The sequence below is a fragment of the Dactylosporangium sp. CA-139066 genome (genome assembly GCF_050936175.1).
GTDB lineage: Bacteria > Actinomycetota > Actinomycetes > Mycobacteriales > Micromonosporaceae > Dactylosporangium.
Genome location: NZ_JBNJNH010000001.1, coordinates 5,153,311 through 5,176,644, shown reverse-complemented (window position 1 = coordinate 5,176,644; position 23,334 = coordinate 5,153,311). Strand labels below are relative to the sequence as shown.

The 23,334-nt window shown below is 73.8% G+C and carries 25 protein-coding genes; 11 read left to right on the top strand and 14 right to left on the bottom strand.

Translation table 11 applies throughout. The features are described from left to right. Genes ACQEVU_RS23750 through ACQEVU_RS23740 form a run of 3 tightly spaced genes read right to left on the bottom strand, consistent with a single transcriptional unit; the run spans window position 1 to window position 2,480 of the window. Entirely contained in the window at window positions 1-1,716 is a 1,716-nt protein-coding gene (locus ACQEVU_RS23750) for an urease subunit alpha (protein ID WP_433327045.1), read from the bottom strand. Continuing rightward, the gene (gene ureB / locus ACQEVU_RS23745) at window positions 1,703-2,164 is read right to left on the bottom strand and encodes an urease subunit beta (protein ID WP_433327043.1); all 462 of its coding nucleotides are present in this window, start codon (window positions 2,162-2,164) and stop codon (window positions 1,703-1,705) included. Before ureB ends, ACQEVU_RS23750 begins: the two co-directional genes overlap by 14 nt. 13 nt (window positions 2,165-2,177) lie before the next feature. Then, window positions 2,178-2,480 (bottom strand): urease subunit gamma, encoded by a 303-nt coding sequence (locus tag ACQEVU_RS23740; RefSeq protein ID WP_433327041.1) that lies wholly within the window; start codon window positions 2,478-2,480, stop codon window positions 2,178-2,180. 118 nt (window positions 2,481-2,598) lie between these two features. Here ACQEVU_RS23740 and ACQEVU_RS23735 point away from each other — a divergent pair, with 118 nt between their 5' ends. Together ACQEVU_RS23735 and ACQEVU_RS23730 are read left to right on the top strand one after the other, a co-directional pair. Then, complete coding sequence (locus ACQEVU_RS23735; protein ID WP_433327039.1) at window positions 2,599-3,396, top strand: alpha/beta hydrolase; 798 nt, start codon at window positions 2,599-2,601, stop codon at window positions 3,394-3,396. 94 nt (window positions 3,397-3,490) lie between these two features. Beyond that, window positions 3,491-4,840: a condensation domain-containing protein gene (locus ACQEVU_RS23730; RefSeq protein WP_433327037.1), complete on the top strand. Its 1,350-nt coding sequence runs from the start codon at window positions 3,491-3,493 to the stop codon at window positions 4,838-4,840. Window positions 4,841-4,851: 11 nt separating this feature from the next. On the opposite strand, the gene ACQEVU_RS23725 is transcribed toward ACQEVU_RS23730, so the two are convergent. Continuing rightward, complete coding sequence (locus ACQEVU_RS23725) at window positions 4,852-5,721, bottom strand: GH25 family lysozyme (protein WP_433327035.1); 870 nt, start codon at window positions 5,719-5,721, stop codon at window positions 4,852-4,854. Window positions 5,722-5,750: 29 nt separating this feature from the next. Here ACQEVU_RS23725 and ACQEVU_RS23720 point away from each other — a divergent pair, with 29 nt between their 5' ends. Then, window positions 5,751-6,221 (top strand): hypothetical protein, encoded by a 471-nt coding sequence (locus ACQEVU_RS23720; RefSeq protein ID WP_433327033.1) that lies wholly within the window; start codon window positions 5,751-5,753, stop codon window positions 6,219-6,221. A 16-nt stretch (window positions 6,222-6,237) separates the two neighbouring features. Here ACQEVU_RS23720 and ACQEVU_RS23715 read toward each other — a convergent pair whose 3' ends face one another. Next, window positions 6,238-6,708 carry a MarR family winged helix-turn-helix transcriptional regulator gene (locus ACQEVU_RS23715; protein ID WP_433327031.1) on the bottom strand — a complete coding sequence of 157 codons (471 nt, stop codon included), beginning with the start codon at window positions 6,706-6,708 and terminating at the stop codon, window positions 6,238-6,240. 72 nt (window positions 6,709-6,780) lie between these two features. Here ACQEVU_RS23715 and ACQEVU_RS23710 point away from each other — a divergent pair, with 72 nt between their 5' ends. Further along, window positions 6,781-7,425, top strand: a complete 645-nt coding sequence (locus tag ACQEVU_RS23710) for a maleylpyruvate isomerase family mycothiol-dependent enzyme (protein WP_433327029.1) — start codon at window positions 6,781-6,783, stop codon at window positions 7,423-7,425. Window positions 7,426-7,427: 2 nt separating this feature from the next. On the opposite strand, the gene ACQEVU_RS23705 is transcribed toward ACQEVU_RS23710, so the two are convergent. Continuing rightward, window positions 7,428-8,102, bottom strand: a complete 675-nt coding sequence (locus tag ACQEVU_RS23705) for a hypothetical protein (protein ID WP_433327027.1) — start codon at window positions 8,100-8,102, stop codon at window positions 7,428-7,430. After that, the gene (locus ACQEVU_RS23700; RefSeq protein WP_433327025.1) at window positions 8,099-8,596 is read right to left on the bottom strand and encodes a SigE family RNA polymerase sigma factor; all 498 of its coding nucleotides are present in this window, start codon (window positions 8,594-8,596) and stop codon (window positions 8,099-8,101) included. The genes ACQEVU_RS23705 and ACQEVU_RS23700 overlap by 4 nt, the downstream gene beginning before the upstream one ends. Window positions 8,597-8,967: 371 nt before the next feature. On the opposite strand from ACQEVU_RS23700, the gene ACQEVU_RS23695 reads away from it, so the two are divergent. After that, window positions 8,968-10,503, top strand: a complete 1,536-nt coding sequence (locus ACQEVU_RS23695) for a TROVE domain-containing protein (protein WP_433327023.1) — start codon at window positions 8,968-8,970, stop codon at window positions 10,501-10,503. 4 nt (window positions 10,504-10,507) lie between these two features. On the opposite strand, the gene ACQEVU_RS23690 is transcribed toward ACQEVU_RS23695, so the two are convergent. Beyond that, entirely contained in the window at window positions 10,508-11,353 is an 846-nt protein-coding gene (locus tag ACQEVU_RS23690) for an NAD(P)-dependent oxidoreductase (protein ID WP_433327021.1), read from the bottom strand. A 118-nt stretch (window positions 11,354-11,471) separates the two neighbouring features. Between ACQEVU_RS23690 and ACQEVU_RS23685 the strand changes: the two genes are divergently transcribed. From ACQEVU_RS23685 to ACQEVU_RS23675, 3 genes are all read left to right on the top strand, one after another. Further along, a complete protein-coding gene (locus ACQEVU_RS23685) occupies window positions 11,472-12,977 on the top strand; it encodes a long-chain-fatty-acid--CoA ligase (RefSeq protein ID WP_433327019.1) in 1,506 nt (501 codons plus the stop codon). Between the two features lie 71 nt (window positions 12,978-13,048). Beyond that, entirely contained in the window at window positions 13,049-13,402 is a 354-nt protein-coding gene (locus ACQEVU_RS23680) for an MmcQ/YjbR family DNA-binding protein (protein ID WP_433327017.1), read from the top strand. 58 nt (window positions 13,403-13,460) lie between these two features. Continuing rightward, on the top strand, window positions 13,461-14,279 hold the full coding sequence (locus tag ACQEVU_RS23675; RefSeq protein WP_433327015.1) for a universal stress protein: 819 nt from the start codon (window positions 13,461-13,463) through the stop codon (window positions 14,277-14,279). On the opposite strand, the gene ACQEVU_RS23670 is transcribed toward ACQEVU_RS23675, so the two are convergent. Next, window positions 14,272-15,273 (bottom strand): zinc-binding alcohol dehydrogenase family protein, encoded by a 1,002-nt coding sequence (locus ACQEVU_RS23670; protein ID WP_433327013.1) that lies wholly within the window; start codon window positions 15,271-15,273, stop codon window positions 14,272-14,274. The genes ACQEVU_RS23675 and ACQEVU_RS23670 overlap by 8 nt on opposite strands. 76 nt (window positions 15,274-15,349) lie before the next feature. On the opposite strand from ACQEVU_RS23670, the gene ACQEVU_RS23665 reads away from it, so the two are divergent. Next, window positions 15,350-16,045 (top strand): DUF998 domain-containing protein, encoded by a 696-nt coding sequence (locus ACQEVU_RS23665; protein WP_433327011.1) that lies wholly within the window; start codon window positions 15,350-15,352, stop codon window positions 16,043-16,045. A 6-nt stretch (window positions 16,046-16,051) separates the two neighbouring features. Here ACQEVU_RS23665 and ACQEVU_RS23660 read toward each other — a convergent pair whose 3' ends face one another. The 3 genes from ACQEVU_RS23660 to ACQEVU_RS23650 form a co-directional block, all read right to left on the bottom strand. Further along, complete coding sequence (locus ACQEVU_RS23660; protein WP_433327009.1) at window positions 16,052-17,602, bottom strand: IMP dehydrogenase; 1,551 nt, start codon at window positions 17,600-17,602, stop codon at window positions 16,052-16,054. A 167-nt stretch (window positions 17,603-17,769) separates the two neighbouring features. After that, a complete protein-coding gene (locus ACQEVU_RS23655; protein WP_433327007.1) occupies window positions 17,770-18,201 on the bottom strand; it encodes an RDD family protein in 432 nt (143 codons plus the stop codon). Between the two features lie 31 nt (window positions 18,202-18,232). After that, window positions 18,233-19,663, bottom strand: a complete 1,431-nt coding sequence (locus ACQEVU_RS23650; RefSeq protein WP_433327005.1) for a GAF domain-containing protein — start codon at window positions 19,661-19,663, stop codon at window positions 18,233-18,235. Between the two features lie 292 nt (window positions 19,664-19,955). Here ACQEVU_RS23650 and ACQEVU_RS23645 point away from each other — a divergent pair, with 292 nt between their 5' ends. Next, window positions 19,956-20,177, top strand: a complete 222-nt coding sequence (locus tag ACQEVU_RS23645; RefSeq protein WP_433327003.1) for a LuxR C-terminal-related transcriptional regulator — start codon at window positions 19,956-19,958, stop codon at window positions 20,175-20,177. Between the two features lie 119 nt (window positions 20,178-20,296). After that, complete coding sequence (locus ACQEVU_RS23640; protein WP_433327001.1) at window positions 20,297-21,625, top strand: DNA polymerase IV; 1,329 nt, start codon at window positions 20,297-20,299, stop codon at window positions 21,623-21,625. A gap of 6 nt (window positions 21,626-21,631) precedes the next feature. Here the strand turns inward: ACQEVU_RS23640 and ACQEVU_RS23635 are convergent, their stop codons facing one another. Both ACQEVU_RS23635 and ACQEVU_RS23630 read right to left on the bottom strand, forming a co-directional pair. After that, the gene (locus ACQEVU_RS23635) at window positions 21,632-22,516 is read right to left on the bottom strand and encodes an AIM24 family protein (protein WP_433327000.1); all 885 of its coding nucleotides are present in this window, start codon (window positions 22,514-22,516) and stop codon (window positions 21,632-21,634) included. A 7-nt stretch (window positions 22,517-22,523) separates the two neighbouring features. Further along, window positions 22,524-23,321, bottom strand: a complete 798-nt coding sequence (locus ACQEVU_RS23630; protein WP_433326998.1) for an AIM24 family protein — start codon at window positions 23,319-23,321, stop codon at window positions 22,524-22,526. Window positions 23,322-23,334 lie beyond the last annotated feature (13 nt).

Here is a 23,334-nt window from a genome sequence, read left to right as displayed (position 1 = left end):
TCAGCTGAAGAAGTACACGCGGCCCAGGGCGACCGACTCGGCCGGCGGCACGGTCGCGGGTTCGCCGTCGACGCGGACCGCGAACGTCTCCGGGTCGATGTCGATGGCCGGGGTGGCGTCGTTGCGCACGAGGTCACGCTTGGTGAGGGTGCGGGTGCCGTACACCGGCTCGACCGGCCGGCGCAGCTCCAGCCGGTCGGCGAGGCCCGACTCGTAGCCGGCCCGCGAGACGAAGGTCAGGCAGGTCTCGGTGCGGGCGGCGCCGAACGCGCCGAACATCGGGCGGTACAGCACCGGCTGCGGCGTCGGCAGCGACGCGCCCGGGTCGCCCATGATCGACCAGCTGATCGCGCCGCCCTTGATGACCATCTTGGGCTTGGCGCCGAAGAACGCGGGCTCCCACAGCACGAGGTCGGCGACCTTGCCGGGCTCGATCGAGCCGAGCAGGTGCGACACGCCCTGCGTGATGGCCGGGTTGATGGTGACCTTGGCGACGTAGCGCAGCACCCGCGCGTTGTCGTGCCCGCCGGCGTCCTCGGGCAGCGGGCCGCGGGCGGCCTTCATGGCGCTGGCCGTCTGCATGGTCCGCAGCCACGTCTCGCCGACCCGGCCCATCGCCTGCGAGTCGCTGGTGATCATCGAGATGACGCCGAGGTCGTGCAGGACGTTCTCGGCGGCGATGGTCTCGGCCCGCACCCGGCTTTCGGCGAACGAGACGTCGGAGGGGATCTTCGGGCTGAGGTTGTGGCAGACCATGATCATGTCGTAGAGCTCGGCCTGGGAGTTGATGCCGTACGGCAGCGTCGGGTTGGTCGAGCTGGGCAGCACGTTGAGCTCGCCGGCGACCTTCATGACGTCGGGCGCGTGGCCGCCGCCGGCGCCCTCGGTGTGGAACGTGTGGATGGTCCGGCCCTCGAACGCCGCGATGGTGTCCTCGACGAACCCGGACTCGTTCAGCGTGTCGGTGTGGATGCTCACCTGCACGTCGAACTCGTCGGCGGCGGCGAGGGCGGCGCGGATCGCGGCCGGCGTGGAGCCCCAGTCCTCGTGGACCTTGAAGCCGGCGGCGCCGGCGCGCAGCTGCTCGTCGAGCGGGGCGCGGCCGGAGCAGTTGCCCTTGGCGAGGAAGCCGTAGTTGACCGGCAGCTCCTCCACGGCCCGCAGCATCATCTCGAGGTTCCACACGCCGGAGGTGATGGTCGTGCCGTTGGTACCGTCGGTGGGCCCGGCGCCGCCGCCGAAGAACGTGGTGACGCCGTTGCTCAGGGCGGCGTACGCCTGCTGCGGCGAGATGTAGTGCACGTGCGAGTCGATGCCGGCCGCGGTGAGGATGAGGTGCTCGCCGGAGATGGCGTCCGTGGCGGTGCCGACGACCAGGTCGGGGCTGACGCCGTCCATGGTGGCCGGGTTGCCGGCCTTGCCCAGGCCGACGATGCGGCCGTCCTTGACGCCGACGTCGGCCTTGACCACGCCGGCGACGGCGTCGAGCACGGTCACGTTGGTGATGACGAGGTCCAGCACGCCGCCGGCGGAGGTGAGCTGGTTGTCGCTGCCCATGCCGTCGCGCAGGGACTTACCGCCGCCGTAGACCGCCTCGTCGCCGAGGACGCGCAGGTCGCGCTCGATCTCGATGTACAGGTTGGTGTCGGCGAGGTGGATCTGGTCGCCGGTGGTGGGGCCGAACAGGTCGGCGTACTGGTGCCTAGAGATCCGCATCGGAGGCCCCGTGGAAGCCGCGGTGGACCGCGCGCCGTTCGGCCTCGACGCGCCGGGGCTGGTATCCGGGACGCGGTCCCGCGCCCACCCATCCGTCGACGAGCGCGTTGAAGCCGTACACCTGCTGCCGTCCGCCGAAGGCGACCAGCTCGACGGTGCGCTTGTCGCCGGGCTCGAACCGGACGGCGGTCGAGGCCGGGATGTTCAGCCGCATCCCGAACGCGGACCGCCGCTCGAACTCCAGGAACCGGTTGACCTCGAAGAAGTGGAAGTGGGAGCCGACCTGGATGGGCCGGTCGCCGGTGTTGGTCACCTCGATGCTGACGGTCGCGCGGCCGGCGTTGAGTTCGACCGGCTCGTCGCGCAGCACATAGCCGCCGATCGGGCGTACCGCCTTCGGCACCGGCTCGCCGTGGGCGGCGGGACCGGGCCTGGTTTCGGGAGTCATCAAGCAACCGCCTTCACTGGATCGGGCCGTGCACGGTCACCAGCCGGCTGCCGTCGGTGAAGACGGCCTCGACCTGGATGAACGGCAGCATGTCGGCGACGCCGTCCATGACGTCGTCGCGGGTGAGCGCGGTGCGGGCGGCCGCCATCACCTCCTCGACGTTCTTGCCCTCGCGGGCGCCCTCGAGCGCGGCGGCGGCGATGACCGCGACCGCCTCGGGGTGGTTGAGCTTCAGGCCCCGCTCGCGCCGGGCGGTCGCCACCTGAGCGAGCGAGAGGATGAGGAGCTTGTCCAGCTCCCGGGGAGTCAGATGCACAGTGCCCCCTAGACAACCGCCGGCGGCCTCCACGATCGACTCGAACGCTAGGCGGCGCGGGAGGGAGGCCCGGTCACTCGCCGGGGATGGAAGGCGCCGGGGCGGGTACCTGCGCCCGATGAAGACGATTGGTGGCGCAGCCTCGGCGATCGTCCTCGGGCTGCTGGGAACCTCGCTCACCGGCGCCGCGCCGGCGGCCTACGGGCCGGGCGGGTGCACCGGGAAGCCGACGGTCGTGCTGGTGCACGGCGCGTGGGCGGGCACGTCGAGCTGGAGCGGGGAGGTGTCGCGCCTGCAGGGCAAGGGCTACACGGCGCGCGCGGTCGCCAACCCGCTGCGCGGGCTCACGGCCGACGCGGCCAGCGTGTCGGCCTTCCTCAAGACCGTGCACGGCCCGGTGGTGCTCGTCGGGCACTCGTACGGCGGCTCCGTCATCACCAACGCGGCGGCCGGCAACGCCGGCGTGAAGGCGCTCGTGTACGTCGACGCCGCCGCGCCCGCCGTCGGCGAGACGACCGGCGGCCTGAGCGGCGCCGGCTCGGCGCTCGGCGGCGACCCGGCCACGCTGTACGACAAGGTGGGCACCGACCTGTACCTGAAGGAGCCGGTGTTCACCCACTCGTTCGGCCCCGACCTCGCCCCCGGCCAGGCCGACGTGCTGTGGGCGAGCCAGCGCTCGGCGGCGATGGCGGCGTTCACCACGCCGTCGAAGGCGGCCGCGTGGCAGCACATCCCGTCGTGGTACGTCATCGGCGGCGCGGACAAGATCATCACCCCGGCGTCGCAGGAGGCGATGGCGCACCGCGCGAACGCGACGATCCGCACGGTGCCCGGCGGGTCGCACCTGACCCTGATCAGTCACCCGGACGCGGTGACCGACCAGATCCTGGCGGCCGCCGCGGGCGCCTGCCGGTGACGGACGGGAATCTTTCACGGCCCGGGCGCACGTCAACCGGCATGCCCGGGACACATGATTGACAGCGGCGGATGCGCGGTCCGAGCATCGCGCGGTGGAAGCCGAGACGAGTTACATCATCGTCACGTTCCGGGGCGAAGGCTCCGGCGTTGAGGCGCTGACCTGGGGCCAGCGCGACGTGTGGGACCTGATGCGCCGCACCGGCCGCACCATGAACATCGGCGGCACGGTGCGGGCCGCCGGTGGCGAGACGGTCGAGCGGACCGCGGCGCTGCTGCGCTTCATCATGGAGCGCCACCAGGCGCTGCGCACGCGGCTGCGAGCGGTCGAGGGCGGCCCGCCGCTGCAGGTCGTCCACGCGCACGGCGAGACACGGCTCGAGGTCGTCGACGTCCCGCCGGGGGCCGACCCGGACGCGGTCGCCGAGGAGGTCCGGGTGCGGTACCAGACCACGTTCTTCGACCCGTTCGGCGAGTGGCCGGTGCGCATGGCGGCGGTCCGCGCGGGCGGGGTGATGACGCACGCGGTCGTCATGTACTACCACGTCGTCGTCGACGGTTTCGGCATCGACGCCGTCGTGCGCGATCTCGTGCACATGGGCCGCCCGGCGCACCCGGTCGAGGGCGTGCAGCCGCTGGAGCTGGCGCGGCAGCAGCGGGAGCCGGCGGCGGTGCGGCAGAGCGAGAAGTCGCTGCGGTACTGGGAACGCCAGCTTCGGCGGCTCCCGGAGCGCCCGGCCGCGCCCCGCCCGGCCCCCGCCGACCCGGCGCAGCCGCGCTTCTGGGAGGTCGTCTGCGTCTCGCCGGCGATGGCCCTGGCCGTGCGCGCGATCGCCGCCCGCACCGGCGTGGCCTCCGGCCCGATCCTGCTCGCCGCCTACGCCGTGGCCCTGGCCCGGCTCACCGACGCCGACGCGGCCGCCGTGCAGGTCGTGGTCAGCAACCGCTTCCGCCCGGGCTTCGCCGAGGCGGTCGGCAGCCTGCGGCAGTTCGGCTTCTGCGTCATCGACGTCACCGACGGGACCTTCGACGAGGTCGTCGCGCGGGCGTGGAGCGCGGCCATCGGGGCGTACAAGCACGGCTACTACGACACCGCCGCGCACCAGGAGCTCGTCGCCCGCGTCGGCCGCGACCTCGCCGACGACGTCGACCTGAGCTGCTACCTCAACGACCGCCGCCGCGACACCCGCGACGAGAGCGCCGGCCCCGCCCCCTCGCCCGCCGAGATCGTCGCCGCCCGCCCGCGCTCGACGGTCCGGTGGGGCGTGAAGGAGCCCACCTACGACGGCACGTTCTACGTGCACATCGAGGATGTGCCGGACGCCGTCGGGTACGCCCTGTGGGGCGACACGCACCGCTACCCGCCCGCCGCCATCGAGCGCTGCGCGCGCGACATGGAGACGATCGTCGTGGAGGCCGCGCTCGACGCCGTTGCCGTCCGATAGGGGCCGGCCGGCTATCCGCCGGGCGGCGGCGGCCAGGCCAGCGCCCGCAGCCCGTCCTCGCCGCCGTTGACGACGTCGCGGTCGTGGCTGTGCCGCTGGCCGGAGTCCCCCGGCAGGTACTGCCACAGCGCGAACGTGCTCCACCCGGCCGGCAGCTTCGGGTTCTTCTTCGTGTAGTTCGCGATGTCGAGCGGATATGACCCGAAGGAGGCGTCACCGCCGGTGCACGGATCCCACCAGTACGTGTTCGTGTAGATCATCGGCTTGCGCCCGACGGCGGCCTCGATCCGCCCGATGAACGCGTGAATCCAGTCGCGCAGCTGCGCCGGGGTGAGCCCGTAGCAGTCGCCGGCTTTGATCCCGTCGTAGGGCCACTCGAGGTCGACGAACGGCACCAGCGTCCGCGCGTCGCGGGTGAACCGGGCGTGGCGCAGGAAGTGGTCGGCCTGCCCGAGCGGGTCGCCCTTGTCGGGCCGCGCGTACACGTACGCCCCGACGTACCGCCCGGCCTTGCGCGCCGCTTCGTAGTCGGCGGCGAAGTGCGGGTTGACGTACGACGTGCCCTCGGTCGCCTTGACGTAGACGAACCGGCTGCCGGCGGCGACCTCGGTCGGCCAGTGCACCGTGTTGCGCCCGTGGTCGTGGCTGGAGATGTCGATCCCCCCGACCGGGAACCCGGCCGGCCGCCCGGCCAGGATCGCCGCCACGGCCTCGAGCGAGGGCGCCTCCGCGGGCGGTGGCGGCTTCCCCGGCGGCGCCGAGCCCACCCCCCACACGGACCCGAACAGCACGAGCAGCACAAACGCCAGCCCACGCCGCTGCCGGCGCGTCAGGTCGATCCTGCGCAGGCGCTCCCACACCTCGACCAGCCGCTCCAGCACTCCCCCAGTGTGCCCCGCCGCTCGCGGTTGTGCCGGGTCGGCGGTTCCGGTTCCGGTTCATCATGGTGTACGCCTGGATGGTGGACATCGACGTGACGAAGACGGCCGCGGCGGTCATGCCGTACGTGGCGGCGGCGGTAGCCTCCTACGGCGCGAGCACCCTGGACAAGGTCCGCGACGAGGCCGCGGAGCGCGCCGCCGACGCGACGGTGACGCTGGGCCACCGCCTGCTGCACATGCTGCTGCGCCGCGGCCAGTCCCGCCCGGCGCTCGAGGGCGCGGTCGTCGACGTCGCGGCGGGCGAGCCCGAGGGCCCCGACGCGCTGCGCCTGCAGATCCGCAAGGCCCTGACGGCCGACCCGGTCCTGGCCGGCGAGATCGCCGCCCTGCTCCCGGCGCCGTCGATCCGCATCGAGGCCTCCGGCAACCGCTCGATCGCCATCGGCACGAACTACGGCATCGCGAGCACCGGCAACGACTCGACGTTCTTCCACCGCTGACCGGCCCGCCGCGGGTTCATGCCCGGTCGGCCGGAATCGGTGTGTCACGCAATGTTCCGGCGTCGTCGCGGTACGGGTCGGTGATCTCGCGCAGCGCCGTGAGGGCCTGGCGCAGCTGCGAGGTGCGGCGCTCGCCCAGGTGGGCGGCCCACTCGCGCTCGACCTCGGCGACGATCTCCGCGGCGACCGGGATCGCCGCGGCGCCGCGCGGGGCGACCCTGACCAGACGGGCGCGGGCGTCGGTCGGGTCGGGGGCGCGCTCGACGTAGCCGGCGCGCTCGAGCTGGTCCACGAGGAACCCGGCCGACTGCTTGGTGATCTGGGCCGCCTCGGCGAGGTCGGTCAGCCGGCTGCCACCGTCGGCGATGCGCTGGAACACCCGGGCCTGCGCCGGGGTGATGTCATCGAAGCCCGCCGCGGCGAGGCCGGCGAAGACGCGGGACTCCATGGCGCGGTAGGGGATGTACAGCAGCAGCCCCAGGTTCATGCCGGCCTCCTTGACTATCGTCAGAGCCTCTGACTAATCTCGTCAGAGAACCTTACGAGTTTAGGACGGGCCATGGACGCGGAGGAAAGCTGGCGCGCGATCGCCGCACAGCGGCTCGCGCTCGCCGATCTGCTCGAAGGGCTGCGCGACGAGGAGTGGGAACGGGCCTCGCTGTGCCAGGGGTGGCGGGTGCGCGACGTGGCCGCGCACGTGGCGATGGCGCCGCAGGTGGCGGGGGTCGGCGCGCTGCTGGCCGATGCCGTGCGGGCCCGCGGGAGCTTCCACCGGCTCAACCACGACGCCGCGGTCCGCCACGCCGAGGGCCGGCCCGCGGCGCGGCTCGTCGACGAGTTGCGCACCCACGCGCACTCCCGGCGGCTCCCGGCGGTGACGAACTACCGCAACATCCTGTTCGACACCGTCGTGCACGGGCTCGACGTTGCCGTACCGCTGCATCGCCCCTGGCCCGTGCCGGCGGCGGTGGCGACCGCGGCCGCGGACCGGGTGTGGTCCATGGGCTGGCCGTTCTGGGCGCGGCGGCGGCTGCGCGGGGTGCGCCTGGTCGCCACCGACGCCGACTGGTCCGCGGGCACCGGCGCGGAGGCCCGCGGCCCGATCGCCGCGCTCCTGCTGCTACTGACCGGCCGCACCGCCGCGGCCGCGCCGCGCCTCAGCGGGCCGGGAGCCCCACCGGGCCCGCCCGCCGGCCCGGCGTGACCTCATCGGGGCGCGGGCGGCAGCACGGTCGCGAGCCGCGCGACCACCGGCACGAGCACCCCGATGCCGAAGGGCAGCGGCGTCTTCAGGTCGCGGCCGGTGATCCGCAGCTCGGGCCGGACGACGAGGCCGTCGCGGGCGCAGACGATCTCGAGGCCGCCGACGACGACGCACTCGACGCCGGGCACGCCGGACGGGGGCACCAGGCACCCATCCCGGCTGCCGAAGTCGTCGCACATCGCCTGCGCCCCCGCGTCGCTCGAGCCCGGCGTCACGATGTACACCTCCACCTCGCCGCTCCAGCCGCCGGCCTCGAACGGCCGCCGGTAGGAGAAGCCGGCCGGGTCCTCACCGTCGTGCGCCGAGTAGGCGCGGCTCCCCTCCCCCCTCCAGCGCAGCGCCGGCACCGCCGCCGGCACCTCGCGGTCCAGCCAGGCCGTGAAGTCGCGGTACTGCGTCAGCACCACCGGCGACGCGTGCTGCGACGCCGGCCCGGCGGGCAGCCCCGGCCGCAGCGCCCCGGCCGCCAGGACCGCGGCGACGCCGATCGCCGCCCCGCAGGTCACGAGCCAGCGCCGGCGCCGGCGCGACCGGTCCTGCGCGGCCATGATGCGCTCGACGTCGACGGTGCTCAGCGGCGGCGGGCCGATGAGCTCGTCGAACAGCTCGCGGGTCATCGGGTCTCCCCCATCGCCTCGGCGAGGCTGCGCACCGCTTCGAGCGCGCGCGCCGACTGGCTCTTGACCGTGCCCGCCGAGATCCCGAGGACCTCGGCGGTCTCCTCGACCGAGTAGTCGAGGTAGAAGCGCAGCACGACGACGGCCCGCTGCCGCTTGCCGAGCGAGGCGAGCAGCCGCCCGAGGCGGTCGCGCTCGGTGAGGCCGTCGTACTGCTCCCAATGCTGGTCGGGCAACCGCTCCTGGGCCTGCTCGCGCACCCACGGCCGCCGGCGCTCGTCGAGCCAGACCCGCGTGAGCATCCGCTGCGCGTAGCCGTCGCGGTTGTCGACGGCGGAGGCGCGTCCCCAGTGCTGGTAGAGCTTGCCGACCATGATCGACACGATGTCGTCGGCCGCGTGCCAGTCCTGGCACAGCAGGTAGGCGGTGCGCCGCCAACGGTCCATCCGCACGCTCACGTACGCACGGAAGTCATCCGCGTCGTCCTGGCGCATGCGGAGCTCCTTTCTTCCCCCGTACAACGGACGGACCTCACGCGAGGGTTGCATGGCCGGGCGCAGTGATATGCACGAGGCGATATCTGTCGACGTCTGTGGATGTAGCGTTACCGTGCGGTGAAGGGTTCCTCACGGTAGGAGGTTTTCGATGCTCAAGCGCAGGATCCTCGCGGCGCTGCTCGCCCCCGGCGCCCTGCGGAGGTGCTCATCGCCGGCTGAGGAAAACCCTTTGCCCGCGCGGGATCGGGCCGCCTAACGTCAATGGCGGCTCCCCGCTGCGAGGCCGTCGGGTACTTCACTTCCAGAGAAAACCCCCGCCGGCCAACTGTTCCCGGGGAGCCTTCCAATCACCGCGGGAGGGCCTCGCCATGGCCAAGTTCAACGTCCTGAAGCGCGCCGCCGCGCGGACCCACGAGGGGGGCGCGGGATACGAGCGCGGCGTCAAGGGCGAGCTGTTCATGCTCGCCGTGGCCAACATGGTCGGCGAGGACACGTTCTACGAGAAGGCCGGCGAGCGCGACGCGCGGTTCGCGGATCTCGTGCACCGCGTCGCCGTCGAGGACGTCGAGTGGCTGACCCGGTTCGTGCGCTGGCTGCGCACCGAGGCCAACATGCGCTCCGCGCCGCTGGTCGCCGCCGCCGAGGGCGTGCACGCGCGGCTGGCCGCCGGGATCGCCGGCGGCAACCGGGCGCTGATCGCCGCGTCGATGGACCGGGCCGACGAGCCGGGCGAGCTGCTGGCGTACTGGATGGGCCGGCACGGCCGCAACCTGCCGATGCCGGTCAAGCGCGGCGTGGCCGACGCGGCGATGCGCCTCTACGCGGAGTATCCGCTGCTCAAGTACGACACCGGCGCCCACGGCGTGCGCTTCGCCGACGTCATCGAGCTCACCCACCCGGCGGGCCGGCGCGGCGGGGCGTGGAAGGACGACCTGTTTCGCCACGCGATCGAGCGGCGGCACGGGCGCGCCGAGGCGGCGTCGCAGCGACTGGCGATGGTCCGCGCCAACGCCGAGCTGCGTGCGCTGGCCGCCGGCGAGCCGGAGGCGCTGCTGGACCCGCAGGCGCTGAAGGCGGCCGGCATGACCTGGGAGGACGTGCTGTCCATGGCCGGCTCGGCGCTGCCGAAGGCCCGGCTGTGGGAGGCGCTCATCCCGGCGATGGGCCTGATGGCGCTGGCCCGCAACCTGCGCAACTTCGACGAGGCCGGGGTGTCGGACGAGGCCGCGGCGACCGTCACGGCGCGCTTCGGCGACCCGGCGCAGGTGGCGCGGTCGCGGATGTTCCCGTTCCGGTGGCTCTCGGCGTACGAGCAGGCGCCGTCGCTGCGGTGGGGGCACGCGCTGGACCGGGCGCTGCAGGCGTCGCTGGCCAACCTCCCGTCACTGCCGGGCCGGACGCTGGTCCTGGTCGACACGTCCGCGTCGATGACGCACCGGCCGATCTCGAAGCGCTCCACCGTGACGCCGCTGAAGGCCGCGGCGGTCTTCGGCGTGGCGCTGGCGGCCAAGGGCGAGCGGGTGGACCTGGTCGGGTTCGCCGACGGGACCAGGCCGTTCCGCCACCGGGTGGCGGCGGGCGCGTCGGTGATCCGCGAGGTCGACACGTTCGTGCGCCGCTGCGGCGAGGACGGGCACGGCACCGCGATCGCCGCCTCGCTGCGCGCGACGTACGACCGCCACGACCGGGTCGTCCTCGTCTCCGACATGCAGACGATGGACGACGGCACCACCTCGGCGGTGCCGGCGCACGTCCCGCTCTACGGCTTCAACCTCGGCGGCTACCGGGTGACCACGGTGCCGCAGCGGACCCCGAACCGGGCCGAGTTCGGCGGCCTGACCGACGCCACGTTCCGGATGCTGCCGCTGATCGAGGCCGGCCGCGACGAGGCCTGGCCGTTCTAGCGACCTAGGACCGGTACAGCGAGGCCACCGCGGCGATGTCCGCGTCCTCGAGGCCGGCCCCGGCGGCCTGCTGGTAGAGGGCGCGGACGGTCCGCGCCACCGGCAGATCGGAGCCGGTGGCGCGGGCGACGTCGATGGCCAGGCCGGCGTCCTTCGCGCCGAGGGTCGTCGACCACCAGCCGTCGTGGGCGCCGGTGAGCAGGTCCTCGAAGCGGTTCTGCAGGCCGGGCCCGACGAGCGGGCTGACGCCGAGCAGCTCGCGCAGCTGGTCGTCGCGCAGCCCGCCGCCGCGGCCGACGGCGAACGCCTCGGCCAGGGCGGCCACCTCGGACAGCAGCAGCATGTTGGTCGCCAGCTTCGCCGCCAGGGCCAGGGCCGGCGTGTCGTACAGGCGCACGGACCCCGACAGCGACTCGACCATCGGGTGGACCCGGTCGAGGACGTCGCGGCCCCCGCCGGCGAGCAGCGTGGTCGTGCCGCCGTCGACCGCGGCCGGGCTGCCGACGACGGGCAGGGCGAGGAACCGGGCCGGGAACGCGGCGGCGAGTTCCTCGCTGAGGGCCGGCGAGACCGTGGAGCAGTTGACGTACACCGTGTCGGGCCCGATGGCCGGGCGCAGCTGGTCCAGGGCGACGGAGCGCACCGCCTCGTCGTTCGCCAGCATCGTGACGGCGGCCTCGGCGCCCCGCACGGCGTCGGCGACGGTCCGCTCCTCCCGCGCACCGGCGTACACCAGCTCGGTGGCCCGGCCCTCGGTGCGGTTCCACACCGTCACGCGGTGGCCGCCGGCGAGCAGCCGCCGGGCGATCGCCCGGCCCATGTTCCCCATACCGAGCACGGCGATGTCCATGGCGGCCCCACTACCCCGGGCCGGCGAGGGGGAACCGCTCCGTGGGGGCGAAGGTTAGTGCAGTCGCAGTGCAAATAGAAGCTGGCGTCGAAAAACTTCCGGCGTTAGTTTGGACGCCATGAGCGCGACCCTGTCACTCGCCGCGGTCCTCGCCGAGTCGGCCCGGAAGTACCCCGAGAAGATCGCCGTCGTCGACGGCCCGCAGCGCGTGACGTACCGCCGGCTCTGGCACGAGGCGCTCACCGTCGCCGCCGCCCTGCGCGAGCTCGGCGTCCGGCCGGGCGACCGGGTCGCGCTGCAGATCCCCAACGTCGTGGACTTCCCGCGCGCGTACTACGGCGCCCTCGCCCAGGGCGCCGTCGTCGTACCCGTGCACCTGCTGCTGACCGCGGACGAGGCGGCGTACACCCTGAAGGACAGCGGCGCGCGCCTGCTGGTCTGCCACCCGAGCCAGGCCGCGATGGGCGCGGCGGCGGCCGAGGCGGCCGGCATCCCGGTCGTCGCCCCCGCCGACCTGCTCGGTGCCGAGCCGCTGCGTTCCTACGCCTCCCGCGCGCCGGAGGACCCGGCCGTCATCCTCTACACCAGCGGCACGACGGGCGAGCCCAAGGGCGCGGTCCTCACCCACCTCAACCTGGTGATGAACTCGATGGTGAACGTGTTCGACGCCAACGACGCGCGCACCGAGGACGTCGTGCTCGGCTGCCTGCCGCTGTTCCACACGTTCGGGCAGACGGTCGGCATGAACGGCGCCTTCCGCCTCGGCGCCACCCTGGTGATGCTGGCCCGCTTCACCGGCGAGGCCGCCCTCGACCTCATGACCCGCGAGCACGTGACGGTGTTCCATGGCGTGCCGACGATGTACGTCGCGCTGCTGGCCGCCGCCGAGGGCCGCGCCGACCTGCCCCGCCTGCGGCTGTGCATCTCCGGCGGCGCCGCGCTGCCGGTCGCGGTCCTGGAGCGGTTCAACGCCGCGTTCGCCACGAACATTTTCGAGGGGTACGGCCTGTCGGAGACGTCGCCGACGGCCACCACGAACCAGCCCCACTTCGGCACGCGCGCCGGCACCGTCGGGCACCCGGTGTGGGGCGTCGAGGTCGAGATCGCGCGGCCGGAGATCGAGGAGCGCATCGAGCTGCTCCCCGCCGGCGAGCTCGGCGAGATCGTCATCCGCGGCCACAACGTCTTCGCGGGGTACCTCAACCGCCCCGACGACACCGCCCAGGGCATCGTCGACGGCTGGTTCCGCTCCGGCGACCTCGGCACGAAGGACGAGGACGGCTTCGTCACGATCGTCGACCGCAAGAAGGACATCGTGATCCGGGGCGGCTTCAACGTGTACCCGCGCGAGGTCGAGGAGGCCCTCGCCCGCCACCCCGGCGTCGTGCAGGTCGCCGTCATCGGCGTGCCGCACCCGGTGCACGGCGAGGAGATCTGCGCCGTCGTCGTCGCCGACCCGGACGCGAACCTCACGGCCGACGCGCTCATCGAGTGGTCGAAGGAGCGGCTGGGCCGGCACAAGTACCCGCGCGAGGTCCGCTTCGCCGAGTCGCTGCCGCTGGGCCCGAGCCACAAGGTCCTCAAGCGCGAGCTGCGCCGTTCGATCGGCCGGCCCCCGGTGTAGCGAAGCCGGCGCCGTCCGGCGTCGCCCCGCCGCCGTCGCTTCGCCAGGCCGACGCGCGTACGGTTCGGTTCATGGTGACGCTGGACGAGGCCGCCGAGCTCGCGCGCCGGCTGCCGGAGACGGTCGAGGGCGAGAGCCGCGGGAACCGCACGTGGTCGGTGGGCGGGAAGGCGTACGCGTGGGAGCGTCCCTTCAGCAAGGCCGACCTGAAGCGCTTCGGCGACGCCCCCGTGCCCGACGGCCCCATCCTCGCGATCCGGGTCGGCGACCTGGCCGAGAAGGAGGCCGTGCTCGCCGCCGGCCGGCCGGGCTTCTTCACGATTCCGCACTTCGACGGGTACGCCGCGGTGCTGGTCCAGCTCCGGGAGGTACGACTGCCGGATCTTGAGGAGGCCCTCGAGGACGGCTGGCTCGTGAACCGTTGATCGCAGACCGCGCAACGCTGGTGGAGGGGGAACGACCGAGCCGGCGAGGAGGTCTGCAATGGGTACCGAAATGCCAGTGGTCGTCGGCGTCGACGGGTCGGACGAGGGGCGGTTCGCGCTGGAGTGGGCCGCGCGCGACGCGGCTCATCGCCGGCGGGCGCTGCGCATCGTGCACGCCTACGTGTGGCCGATGATGTACGCGCCGGTCGCCGTGCCCGTGCCGGCGCCGTACGAGACCGGGCTGCAGGAGGCGGCGGCCGAGATCCTGCGCGACGCGACCGAGCGGGCGCAGGCCGTGGCGCCGGGGCTGGCGATCGAGACCGACATGCCGGTGCAGCAGCCGGCGGCGGCGCTGATCGCCGCGGCCGAGCCGGCCTCGATCGTCGTGGTCGGCAACCGCGGCCGCGGCGGGTTCTCCGGCCTGATGCTCGGCTCGGTCGGGGTGGCGCTCGCCGCGCACGCCGCGTGCCCGGCCGTCATCGTGCGCCGCTCCACGCGCCCGGCCGGCCTCGAGGCGGGCCGCGTCGTCGTCGGCATCGACGGCTCCCACGAGTCCGAGCGGGCGCTGGAGTTCGGGTTCGAGGAGGCGGCGTTCCGCGGCGCCGGGCTCACGGCGCTGCACGCGTACGACCGCGACGACGAGCAGCGGGGCCTGGTGGAGACGACGAGCCGGTGGGCCGAGAAGTACCCCGACGTCGACGTGCGCTACCACGGCGTGCGCGCCCGCCCGGCCGAGGCGCTGGCCGACCGCTCCGCGGGCTCCGAGCTGCTAGTCGTCGGATCCCGCGGCCGCGGCGGCTTCGCGGGCCTGCTGCTGGGATCGGTGAGCCAGGCCGCCATCCATCACGCCGCGTGCCCGGTCGCCGTCGTCAAATAGTGAGCACCGCCGCGCCCGAGAAGCGGTCCGCCTCGAGGTCGGCCAGGGCCCGGCCGGCCTCGGCGAGCGGATAGGCGGTGGTGGACACCCGCAGCCGATGCCGCGCGGCGAGGGCGAGGAACTCCCGCCCGTCGTCGCGGGTGTTGGCGGTGACGCTGCGCAGCGTCCGCTCTTCGAAGAGATGCTCGTCGTAGCGCAGCGACGGGATGTCGGTCAGATGGATCCCGGCGATCGCCAGCGTCCCGCCCCGGTCGAGCGCGGCCAGCGCCGGCGGCACGAGCGTGCCCACGGGCGCGAAGAGGATGGCCGCGTCGAGCGGCTCCGGCGGCGCGCCGGCCGACGCGGACGCCGCCCCGAGTGCCAGCGCCAGCTCCCGCGCCGCTGCCGAGCGGGTCACCACGTGGACGGCCGCGCCCTGCGCGATCGCGACCTGCGCGGCCAGGTGCGCCGAGGCGCCGAACCCGTAGATCCCGAGCCGCCCGCCCTCGGGCAGCTCGGCGCGGCGCAGCGCCCGGTAGCCGATGATCCCGGCGCACAGCAGCGGCGCGACCTCCTCGTCGCCGTAGTCCTCCGGCAACCGGTAGACGTAGCCGGCGGGGGCCACGCACCACTGGGCGTAGCCGCCGTCGGCGTCCCATCCGGTGTACCGCGAGTCGGGGCACAGGTTCTCGTCCCCGCGCCGGCAGTAGCGGCACACGCCGCAGGTCCACCGCAGCCAGGCCACGCCCACGCGATCGCCGACGGCGGGCTCGCCGACCCCCGCCCCGACCGCCTCGACGACGCCGACGACCTGGTGCCCCGGCACGGTCCCGGCCCGGTGCGGCGGGAGGTCCCCCTCGGCGAGGTGCAGGTCGGTCCGGCACACGCCGCAGGCCCGCACCCGGATGAGCACCTCGCCGTCGCCCGCCTCCGGCACCGGCAGCGCCGCCTCGCGCAGGGGATGCGTCGCAATGGGCCCGGGCCGCTCGACCCGCCACGCGGTCATCGTCTCCATGCCCCAATTGTCCGCCGAGCCGGCGGGGTGTCAACCTTGGTTGACGACCGGACGGCTGTCAACTACGGTTGACAGCATGTCGGGGATTCAGACTCTCGTCGCCGCCGCCACGCCGGCGCGGCCGCCGCACCGTCCCAACCGCCTGCTCCGCGCCGGCCTCGTCGCCGGCCCGCTGTTCGTCGCCGTGTTCCTGGTGGAGCAGGCGTTCCGCGCCGGCTACGACCCGATGCGGCACCCGGTCAGCTCGCTCGAGCTCGGAGCAGGCGGATGGGTCCAGGTCGTGAACTTCCTCGTCGCCGGGGTGCTCTGCCTCGCCTTCGCCGCCGGCCTGCGGCGCGCGCTGCGCCCCGGGCCGGGCTGCGCCGCCGCGCCCCTGCTGCTCGGCATCTGGGGCGCCGGGCTGCTCGGCGCCGGGGCGTTCGTCACCGACCCGGTGAGCGGCTACCCGAAGGGCACGCCGGCCGTCGCGGACCCGCCGACGTGGCACGGCCAGCTGCACGACCTGGCGTTCTCGCTGCCCGGCTTCGTGTCCTTCGCCGCGGCGATGTTCGTGCTCGCCTACGCCTACGCCCGCCGCCGCGCGCCATGGTCGGCGGTGCTCAGCGGCGCCAGCGGGGTCGCGTTCGTCGCGCTGTTCGTGCTCACCAATCTCGGCTTCTCGCAGCACCCGCACCTCGTCGGCGTGGCCGGCCTGCTGCAGCGGCTGACCGTCGGGGTCGGCTGGCTCTGGCTCGCCCTCGTCGCCGCACGCGAGATCCGGGCGGACCGATAACACGCGTCAACGGCGCGAGGACGATCGCCGCCGCGAACACCGACTCGGACACGGGCTATTGGCCGCCGCCGCTGGAGCCGGTGCGCAGCCGGACCTCGGCGCCGTTCTGGCGTAGCTTTGCTGCGAGACCTGCACGAGGACCGCGTCGCGGTGGAAGTCCGGCAGGGTGGTGGCGCCGCAGCTGACCATGGTGGCGCGCAGTTTCGCCGTGGTGCGCGCGACGTTGGCGTACAGGCTGCCGGCGTAGGGGACGTAGCCGTCAACGCCTTCCTCGAACGGCAGCTCGGTCTCGCCCTGGTCGTAGCGGGCGACGTTGCGGGCGCGCTGCGAGCCCTCGCCCCAGTACTCCTTGAACAGCTGCCCGTCGAGGTTGACGAGGTTGGACGGGCTTTCGTCGAAGCGGGCGAAGTAGCGGCCGAGCATGATGAAGTCGGCGCCGAGGGCGAGGGCGATGGCCATGTGATAGTCGGCGAGCAGGCCGCCGTCGCAGCAGATCGGCACGTAGACGCCGGTTTCCTCGGCGTAGCGGTCGCGCTCGGCGACGACGTCGATGAGGGCCGATGCCTGGCCGCGGCCGATGCCCTTCTGGTCGCGGGTGATGCAGATCGATCCGCCGCCGATGCCGACCTTGACGAACGCGGCGCCCGCGTCGGCGAGATAGCGGAACGCCCGTCCGTCCACGACGTTGCCGGCGCCGACCGGGATGATCCCGCCGAGCTCCTCGACGGCGTACCGCAACGTGTTGCGCTGCCAGACGGAGAAGCCGTCGGAGGAGTCGATGCACAGCACGTCCGCGCCGGCCTCGATCAGGGCGGGGATGCGGTCGCGGTAGTCGCGGGTGTTGATCCCGGCGCCGACCCGGAACCGCTTGTCGGCGTCGATGGACTCGTTGCGGAACTGCTTGTGCAGCTCGTAGTCGCGGCGCAGCACGATCGACGCGAGCCGCCCGTCGTCGGTGACGATCGGGAGCAGGTCGAGCCGGCGGTCCCAGATCAGGGTGTTCGCGTCCGGCAGCGAGATCGTGGGTGGCGCGGTGACGAGCGTGCTCGCCGGGCGCATGCGGGACTCGACAGTGTCGTTGAGGTCGTGCCGCTGCGGGTGGAAGTCGCTGGTGGAGATCAGCCCGACGAAGACACCGGTCGGGGTGCCGTCGTCGGTGACGACGGCGATGTCGCGCTCGGCGGCCTTCAGCAGCCGGCTGACCTCGCCGAGCGTCGCGGTGGGTTTGGTGTTGATGTCGGAGTGGCGGAAGCCGGCCTTGTGCCGTTTGACGGCGCCGACCATCGCCGCCTGCTCGCCGATGGGCTGGTTCTGGTGGGCGAAGCTCAGCCCGCCGGTCTGGGCGAGGGCGATCGCGAGGCGGGGCGAGGAGACCGCCTGCATGATCGCGCTGACGAGCGGGACCGCGATCCGCAGCGGGGACGTCTCCGCCACCGGGTGCCGCACGATCGGGGCCGACAGGTCGACGACGTCGGGTGTGCAGTCCTCGGTGGTGAGGTTCGGCACGAGCAGGTACTCGTTGAGGGTGCGGGAGACCTCGGAGAGGATGACGGCCACGCGGTGCTCCTAAGACACTCCGCCGCTGCGGGCTGGCTGGCTGGAATGCAGCCATACGCTACCAGCGCGGTCCCCGCTCGGTCGGCCCGTGCCACCCGTGCGGGTGCCGCCGGCGGCGCACGCGAGGCCCGACGCCGAGCCCACGATCCGCGCGGGCGGGCCCTCTGTCAGTTGCGCACGACGAGGGTGCCGGCGGCCATGTCGCCGAGGCGGCGGCGGTTGCGGGAGCCCAGGACGACCAGGAAGCCGAGCAGGTAGCCCAGGATGCCGTCGATGAGGCGCAGCGCGGTGCGGACCAGGGCGCGGCCCAGGCCGGGCGGGCGGCCGCGGACCGGGTCGACGACGCGGATGCCGGTGATGAGCTTGCCGATCGTCCAGCCGAACATGCCCTCGAAGATGATGTAGTACAGCGCGGCGGCGACGACCAGGCCCGCCTGGGTCCGGGTCGGCAGGGCGGCGACGTCGACGCCGGACGCGTCGGCGTTAGCCTGGGCGACGCCGCCGCTCACGCAGCTGAAGAGGGCGCCGTCGATGAGCGTCGCGACCACGCGACGGCCGGTGACGTGGACGTTGTAACGAAAGCCGTCGTCGTATGCCACGGCCATGACGGTACAAGGATCATGCAACGGGTCAGGGCACCAGCCGGGACAGCAGGGTGCGGGCGTGGCGGCGGGCGCCGGCCAGGGCGGCGTGGCGGCGGGCCAGGCCCTCGGGCGTGGCGATCGACGGCCGGCGGGCGGCCTCGTCGGCCACGCGCAGCAGCAGGTTGACGGCGAACGGCTCGAGGATGTCGGCCTCGCGGACCCGCAGCTTGAGGGCGTGGCGGACCTGCGCGTCCGGGGCGGCGAGGGCGAGCGCGGCGAGGTCGAAGCCGGCCAGGTACACGCCGGCGTCGGCGAAGTCGGTCAGCGCGAAGCGGTTCGACGGCAGGCGCACGACGTCCCGCGGGGTCAGGTTGCCGTGAGCGAAGGTGCGGTCGCCGCGGCAGTCGCGCAGGGCCTGGCGCAGGCGGCGGGCGTCCTCGGCGCTGAGCCGGCCGCAGCGTTCGTGACGCGCGATCCAGGCGTCGTAGTCGACGGTCCAGGCGTGCTCGTCGGCGGCGTTGGGGTGCCACGTCGACAGCAGGGCCGCGGCGCGCATCACCCCGGACCACAGGCGCTGGCCGGGCGGCGGCGGGTCGTCGGCGCCGGCCTGCAGGGGTTCGCCGATGGCCCGGCTGACCACCAGGACGCGGTCGTCGTGCCAGCGGTACTCGTCGACCGGCACCAGCGGTGGAGTACGCCGGAATGCCTGTGTCACAGCGACCCGATGACGGAAGCGGGCCTGTGCGGCCGGCTCGTCGGCGGTGCGGATGAGCACGGCCACCGGCTCGCCGTTCCACCGGCCGGCCAGCGAGACCTCGGCCGCGGCGCTGCGCAGCGGCGGGCGGCGGTCCAGGGTCAGATCGGGCGGCAGCGCCTGCGGGGTCCACAGGCCGGTCTCGGGGACGACGGCCGCGGGGGCGGGGGCCGGCGGCGGGTCGGTCTCGGCCGCGACGGACGGCAGGGCCGCCGGTGCGCTCAGCGCTCGCAGCTTCCGGCTGCAGCGCTCGGCGATGGTGCCCAGGTCGGCGATCTCGGCGGCCGTCCAGTCCCGCGGGCAGTTGTCGATGGCGCACAGCGCGCCCAGGACGTGGCCGTCGCGGCCGTGCACCGGGGCGCCGGCGTAGGCGACGACGCCGATGTCGCGGATCGCGTCGCTGGTGTGCAGCACCGGGTCGCGGCTCGTGTCGGAGATCGTCAGGGTGGCGCGGGCGCCGACGACGTACTGGCAGATGGAATGCGTCAGCGGGATCTCCCGGCGCTGCTGCCACGGCTCCGGCAGGCCGGCCGCGCCGGGCACGATCTGGCGCGACCGCTCGACCAGCACGAGCAGGGCCATCGGCACGCCCAGGGTCCGGCGGGCGGCCGCGACCACCTCGTCGAACCACGGATACGCGGCCGCGCCGAGCCCGGTGGCCGCCACGGCATACAGCCGGGCGACGTTGTGCACCGCGGCGGCGGCGCCCAGCACGTCGATCACTGGACCTCCCGATCGATCCCGCTCCCCCTCGTCTGAGTATCCCGTCGGACGTTTGCGCTGCTATCGGCCACGCGGCTGGCATCGGCGACGAAGCGGACACGGCAGCGTCGGGAATCGGTCCGGGTGTGGCCCTGATCCTGATCCCCATCGCTCGATCCGGTGCACTTCGGTAGCCACCCAGGTGAGCGGCCGCCACTGATCCGGCGAGAATTTCTGCAATTTGCGCATTGGGTGGACATGTGCTCACGCGCTGTTGCATCGTCGGTTTGACCCCACGGATGGGAGCGAGGCGATGGACCGTCTGGGCGCCATCGAGGCGTTTGCCAAACTCTCCGAGGCCGAGGCCGGCGTGCTGCAGCTGCTTGTCGGGTTCCTCACGGTCGCGGAGATTGCCGGGGCGCTGGGCCAGTCGGCCGGCACGGTTCGCGCCCAAACCGCCGTGATCTACCGCAAGCTCGGCGTGTACCGCCGCCGCGACGCCATACGCCGGGCCCGGGAGCTGGGCCTGGTGTAGCGTCGGCCCGGGCCGGCCGCTCGGCGCCGACCACGCAGGAGGCCGGGGCCGGCCAGTCGGCGCCGACCACGCAGGAGGCCGGGGCCGGCCAGTCGGCGCCGACCACGCAGGAGGCGGGCGTGCGGGACACGGCAAGCATCCTGCACGTCGACCTCGACGCGATGTTCGCCAGCGTCGAGCAGCGCGACAAGCCGTCGCTGCGCGGCCGCCCGGTCGTGGTCGGCGGCATCGGCGGCCGCGGCGTCGTCGCGACCGCCTCCTACGAGGCCCGGGCCTTCGGTGCGCGCTCCGCGATGCCGATCGCCGAGGCGCGGCGCCGCTGCCCGGCCGGCACCGCGTTCCTGGCCCCGCGCTTCGCGGCGTACCGCCGGACCAGCCGCGTCGTGATGGACCTCCTCGCCGGCGTGTCGCCGCTGGTCGAGGCGGTGTCGATCGACGAGGCGTACGTCGACCTGGCCGCCGCCGGCCCGGACGACCTCGGCGTCGCCGCCGTCACCGCGGCCGCGGCCGAGCTCAAGGCCCGCATCGCCGCCGCGACGGGCGGCGTCACGGGCTCGGTCGGCGCCGGCACGTCGAAGCTCATCGCGAAGATCGGCTCGGACCTGCACAAGCCGGACGGCCTCACGGTCGTCGCGCCCGGGACCGAGCGCGCGCTGCTGGGCCCGCTGCCCGTGACCCGGCTGCCGGGCGTCGGGCCGGCGACCGAGGAGCGGCTGCGCCGGGCCGGGGTGCACACGATCGGCGACCTCGCGCAGGTGCCGCCGGCCGACCTGCTGGAGCGGTTCGGGCAGGCCCACGGTGCGGCGCTGTACCGCCTGGCGCGCGCCGACGACGACCGCCCGGTGGTGGGCGAGCGGGAGACCAAGTCGGTGTCCGCCGAGGAGACCTTCGCCACCGACGTCGCCGACCGGGCCCGCCTCGGCGCCGAGCTGGACCTGCTGGCCGCCCAGGTCGGCGCCCGGCTGCGCACCGCCGGGCTGTCCGGGCGGACCGTCACCCTGAAGGCGCGGTACTTCGACTTCACCACGATCACGCGCTCCACGACCCGCGCCCAGGCCACCGACGACCCGCAGGTCATCACGCAGGCCGCGCGCCGGCTGCTGGCCGAGATCGAGGTCACCGGCGGGCTGCGCCTGCTCGGCGTGGGCGTGTCGGGCCTGAGCGAGTTCGCCCAGGACGACCTGCTGTCGCTGCTCGAGCCGCCACCGGCGCCGGCGCCGTCCGAGCCCGTGGAACAGCCGGCGCCCGAGCCGGAGGAGACGCATCCCGGCTGGCGCACCGGCGCCGACGTCCGCCACGACGAGCACGGCGCCGGCTGGGTGTGGGGCAGCGGCCTCGGCCGGGTCACAGTCCGCTTCGAGGGCCCGGACACGGGTCCGGGCCCGGTGCGCACGTTCCCGGCCGACGACCCGCGCCTGCACCCGGCCGACCCGCCCGACTGGTCGTGACCGCCGTTACCAGCGGCGCTCCGTGGCGCCCGAGTGGCGCGTGATCGCCTGCGAGCTCGCGTGGTGGAACACCGAGGACACCGCCACGCGGCCGGGCCCGATCAGGCGCAGCCACACGTTGCGCTGGCTGAACGAGCCGCTCCACGAGAAGCGCTGGCCGCCGCGCGGGTACTCCAGGTGCAGATGCATCTGGACCGACACGTCGCGGTAGAGCAACGCGCCGGGCTGCACCAGGATGGTCTCGCCCGGGGCCAGATCGCGCAGGAACGTGTTGCCCGGCGAGTGCAGCAGCAGCAGGCCGGGGCCCTGCTGCGCGGTGAACAGGTCGCCGAACTGGCCCAGCGGATAGTGCGTCTCGCGGTCGTCGCCGGAGCCGGTGGTGTACCAGATGCCGGTCTGCTGCCACGTGTAGGTGATGTTGCCGGTGGCGGTCAGGAAGCGGTGCTCGCGGGTCCACACCACCCGGCCGGGCATGAGCGGCAGCGCGATCAGCTCGCCGGCGTGGTCGCCCGAGAGCGCGACGTGGCCGGGGCCGCGGGCCTCCAGCATGATCAGCGGCAGGCCGGCCATCATCCGGTTCCAGCCGCCGGCCAGCGAGGTGTTGCTCAGCCGCACCGCCGGGTCGGTCCACAGCAGGGCGTGGTGCGAGAAGTAGATCCACTCCTGGCCGGCGAGGGCGAAGTCGGCGACGGGGACGTACTTGCCCTCGATCTGCACCCGCGACTGGCCGAACTGGATGCGCGTCATGTCCTTGATCGGCGGCTGCTCGATCCAGCCCGACCGGGTGACGACCTGCCGCACGTCCAGCGCGGCGCCGCACGAGGGGCAGGACGGGCCGCCCGGCGGGTGGGGCATGCGGCAGTACCGGCAGACGACAAGGCCCTCGGTCATCGTCGCCTCATTCCGAGTGGTGGTGGACGTACATCGACTGGATGCCCACCCGGCCGGGGCCGGTCATCTCGGCCAGGTACATGCCGCGGCGCATCAGGCCGGTCTTCACCGGCATCTGCACGGCCTGCATGTTCACCGTCGCGTCCTTGTAGAGGAAGCCGCCGGGCTCGACCATGATCTTCTCGCCGGGGCGCAGGTAGCGCTCGAAGACGTTGCCGTAGCCGTGCAGCACGAGCAGGCCGGGGGCGGCCTGGGTCACGAAGCGGTCCAGGTACATGCCGTTGCCGCCGTGCAGCACGTTGGCCAGGCCCTGGATGCGGACGAAGTCGTAGGCGATGGTGTGCGTGGCCAGCAGGAACGCGTGGCCGCGCACGTCGAGCTCCATGCCGGGGTGCAGCGGCAGCACCACGAGCTCGCCGGGCGAGTCGCGGGAGAACGCGACGCGGCCGGGGCCGTGGGCGATCGTGAGCACGAAGGGCATGCCGCCGAAGACGCGCTTCATGCCGCCCCCGGTCGGCATCGCGGTGACCGGGGTCGCCTCGTCCTTCCACAGCAGCACGTGGTGCTCGAAGTAGACGGCGTCGCCGGGCGCGAGCGCCATGTCGATGACCGGGACCAGCTCGCCCTCGACCTGCGCGACCGAGTTGGAGAAGCGGAACTCGGTCATGTCGCGCAGCCGCGGCGCCTCGCGCCAGCCGGAGTCGCTGACCAGGTTCTTCACGTCGAGCGGGGCCCCGCACGTCATGCACGACGTGGCGCCGGGCTGGTTCTGCAGCCGGCACCACTGACACTCGATCCGTTCCACGCGGCGGAACGTA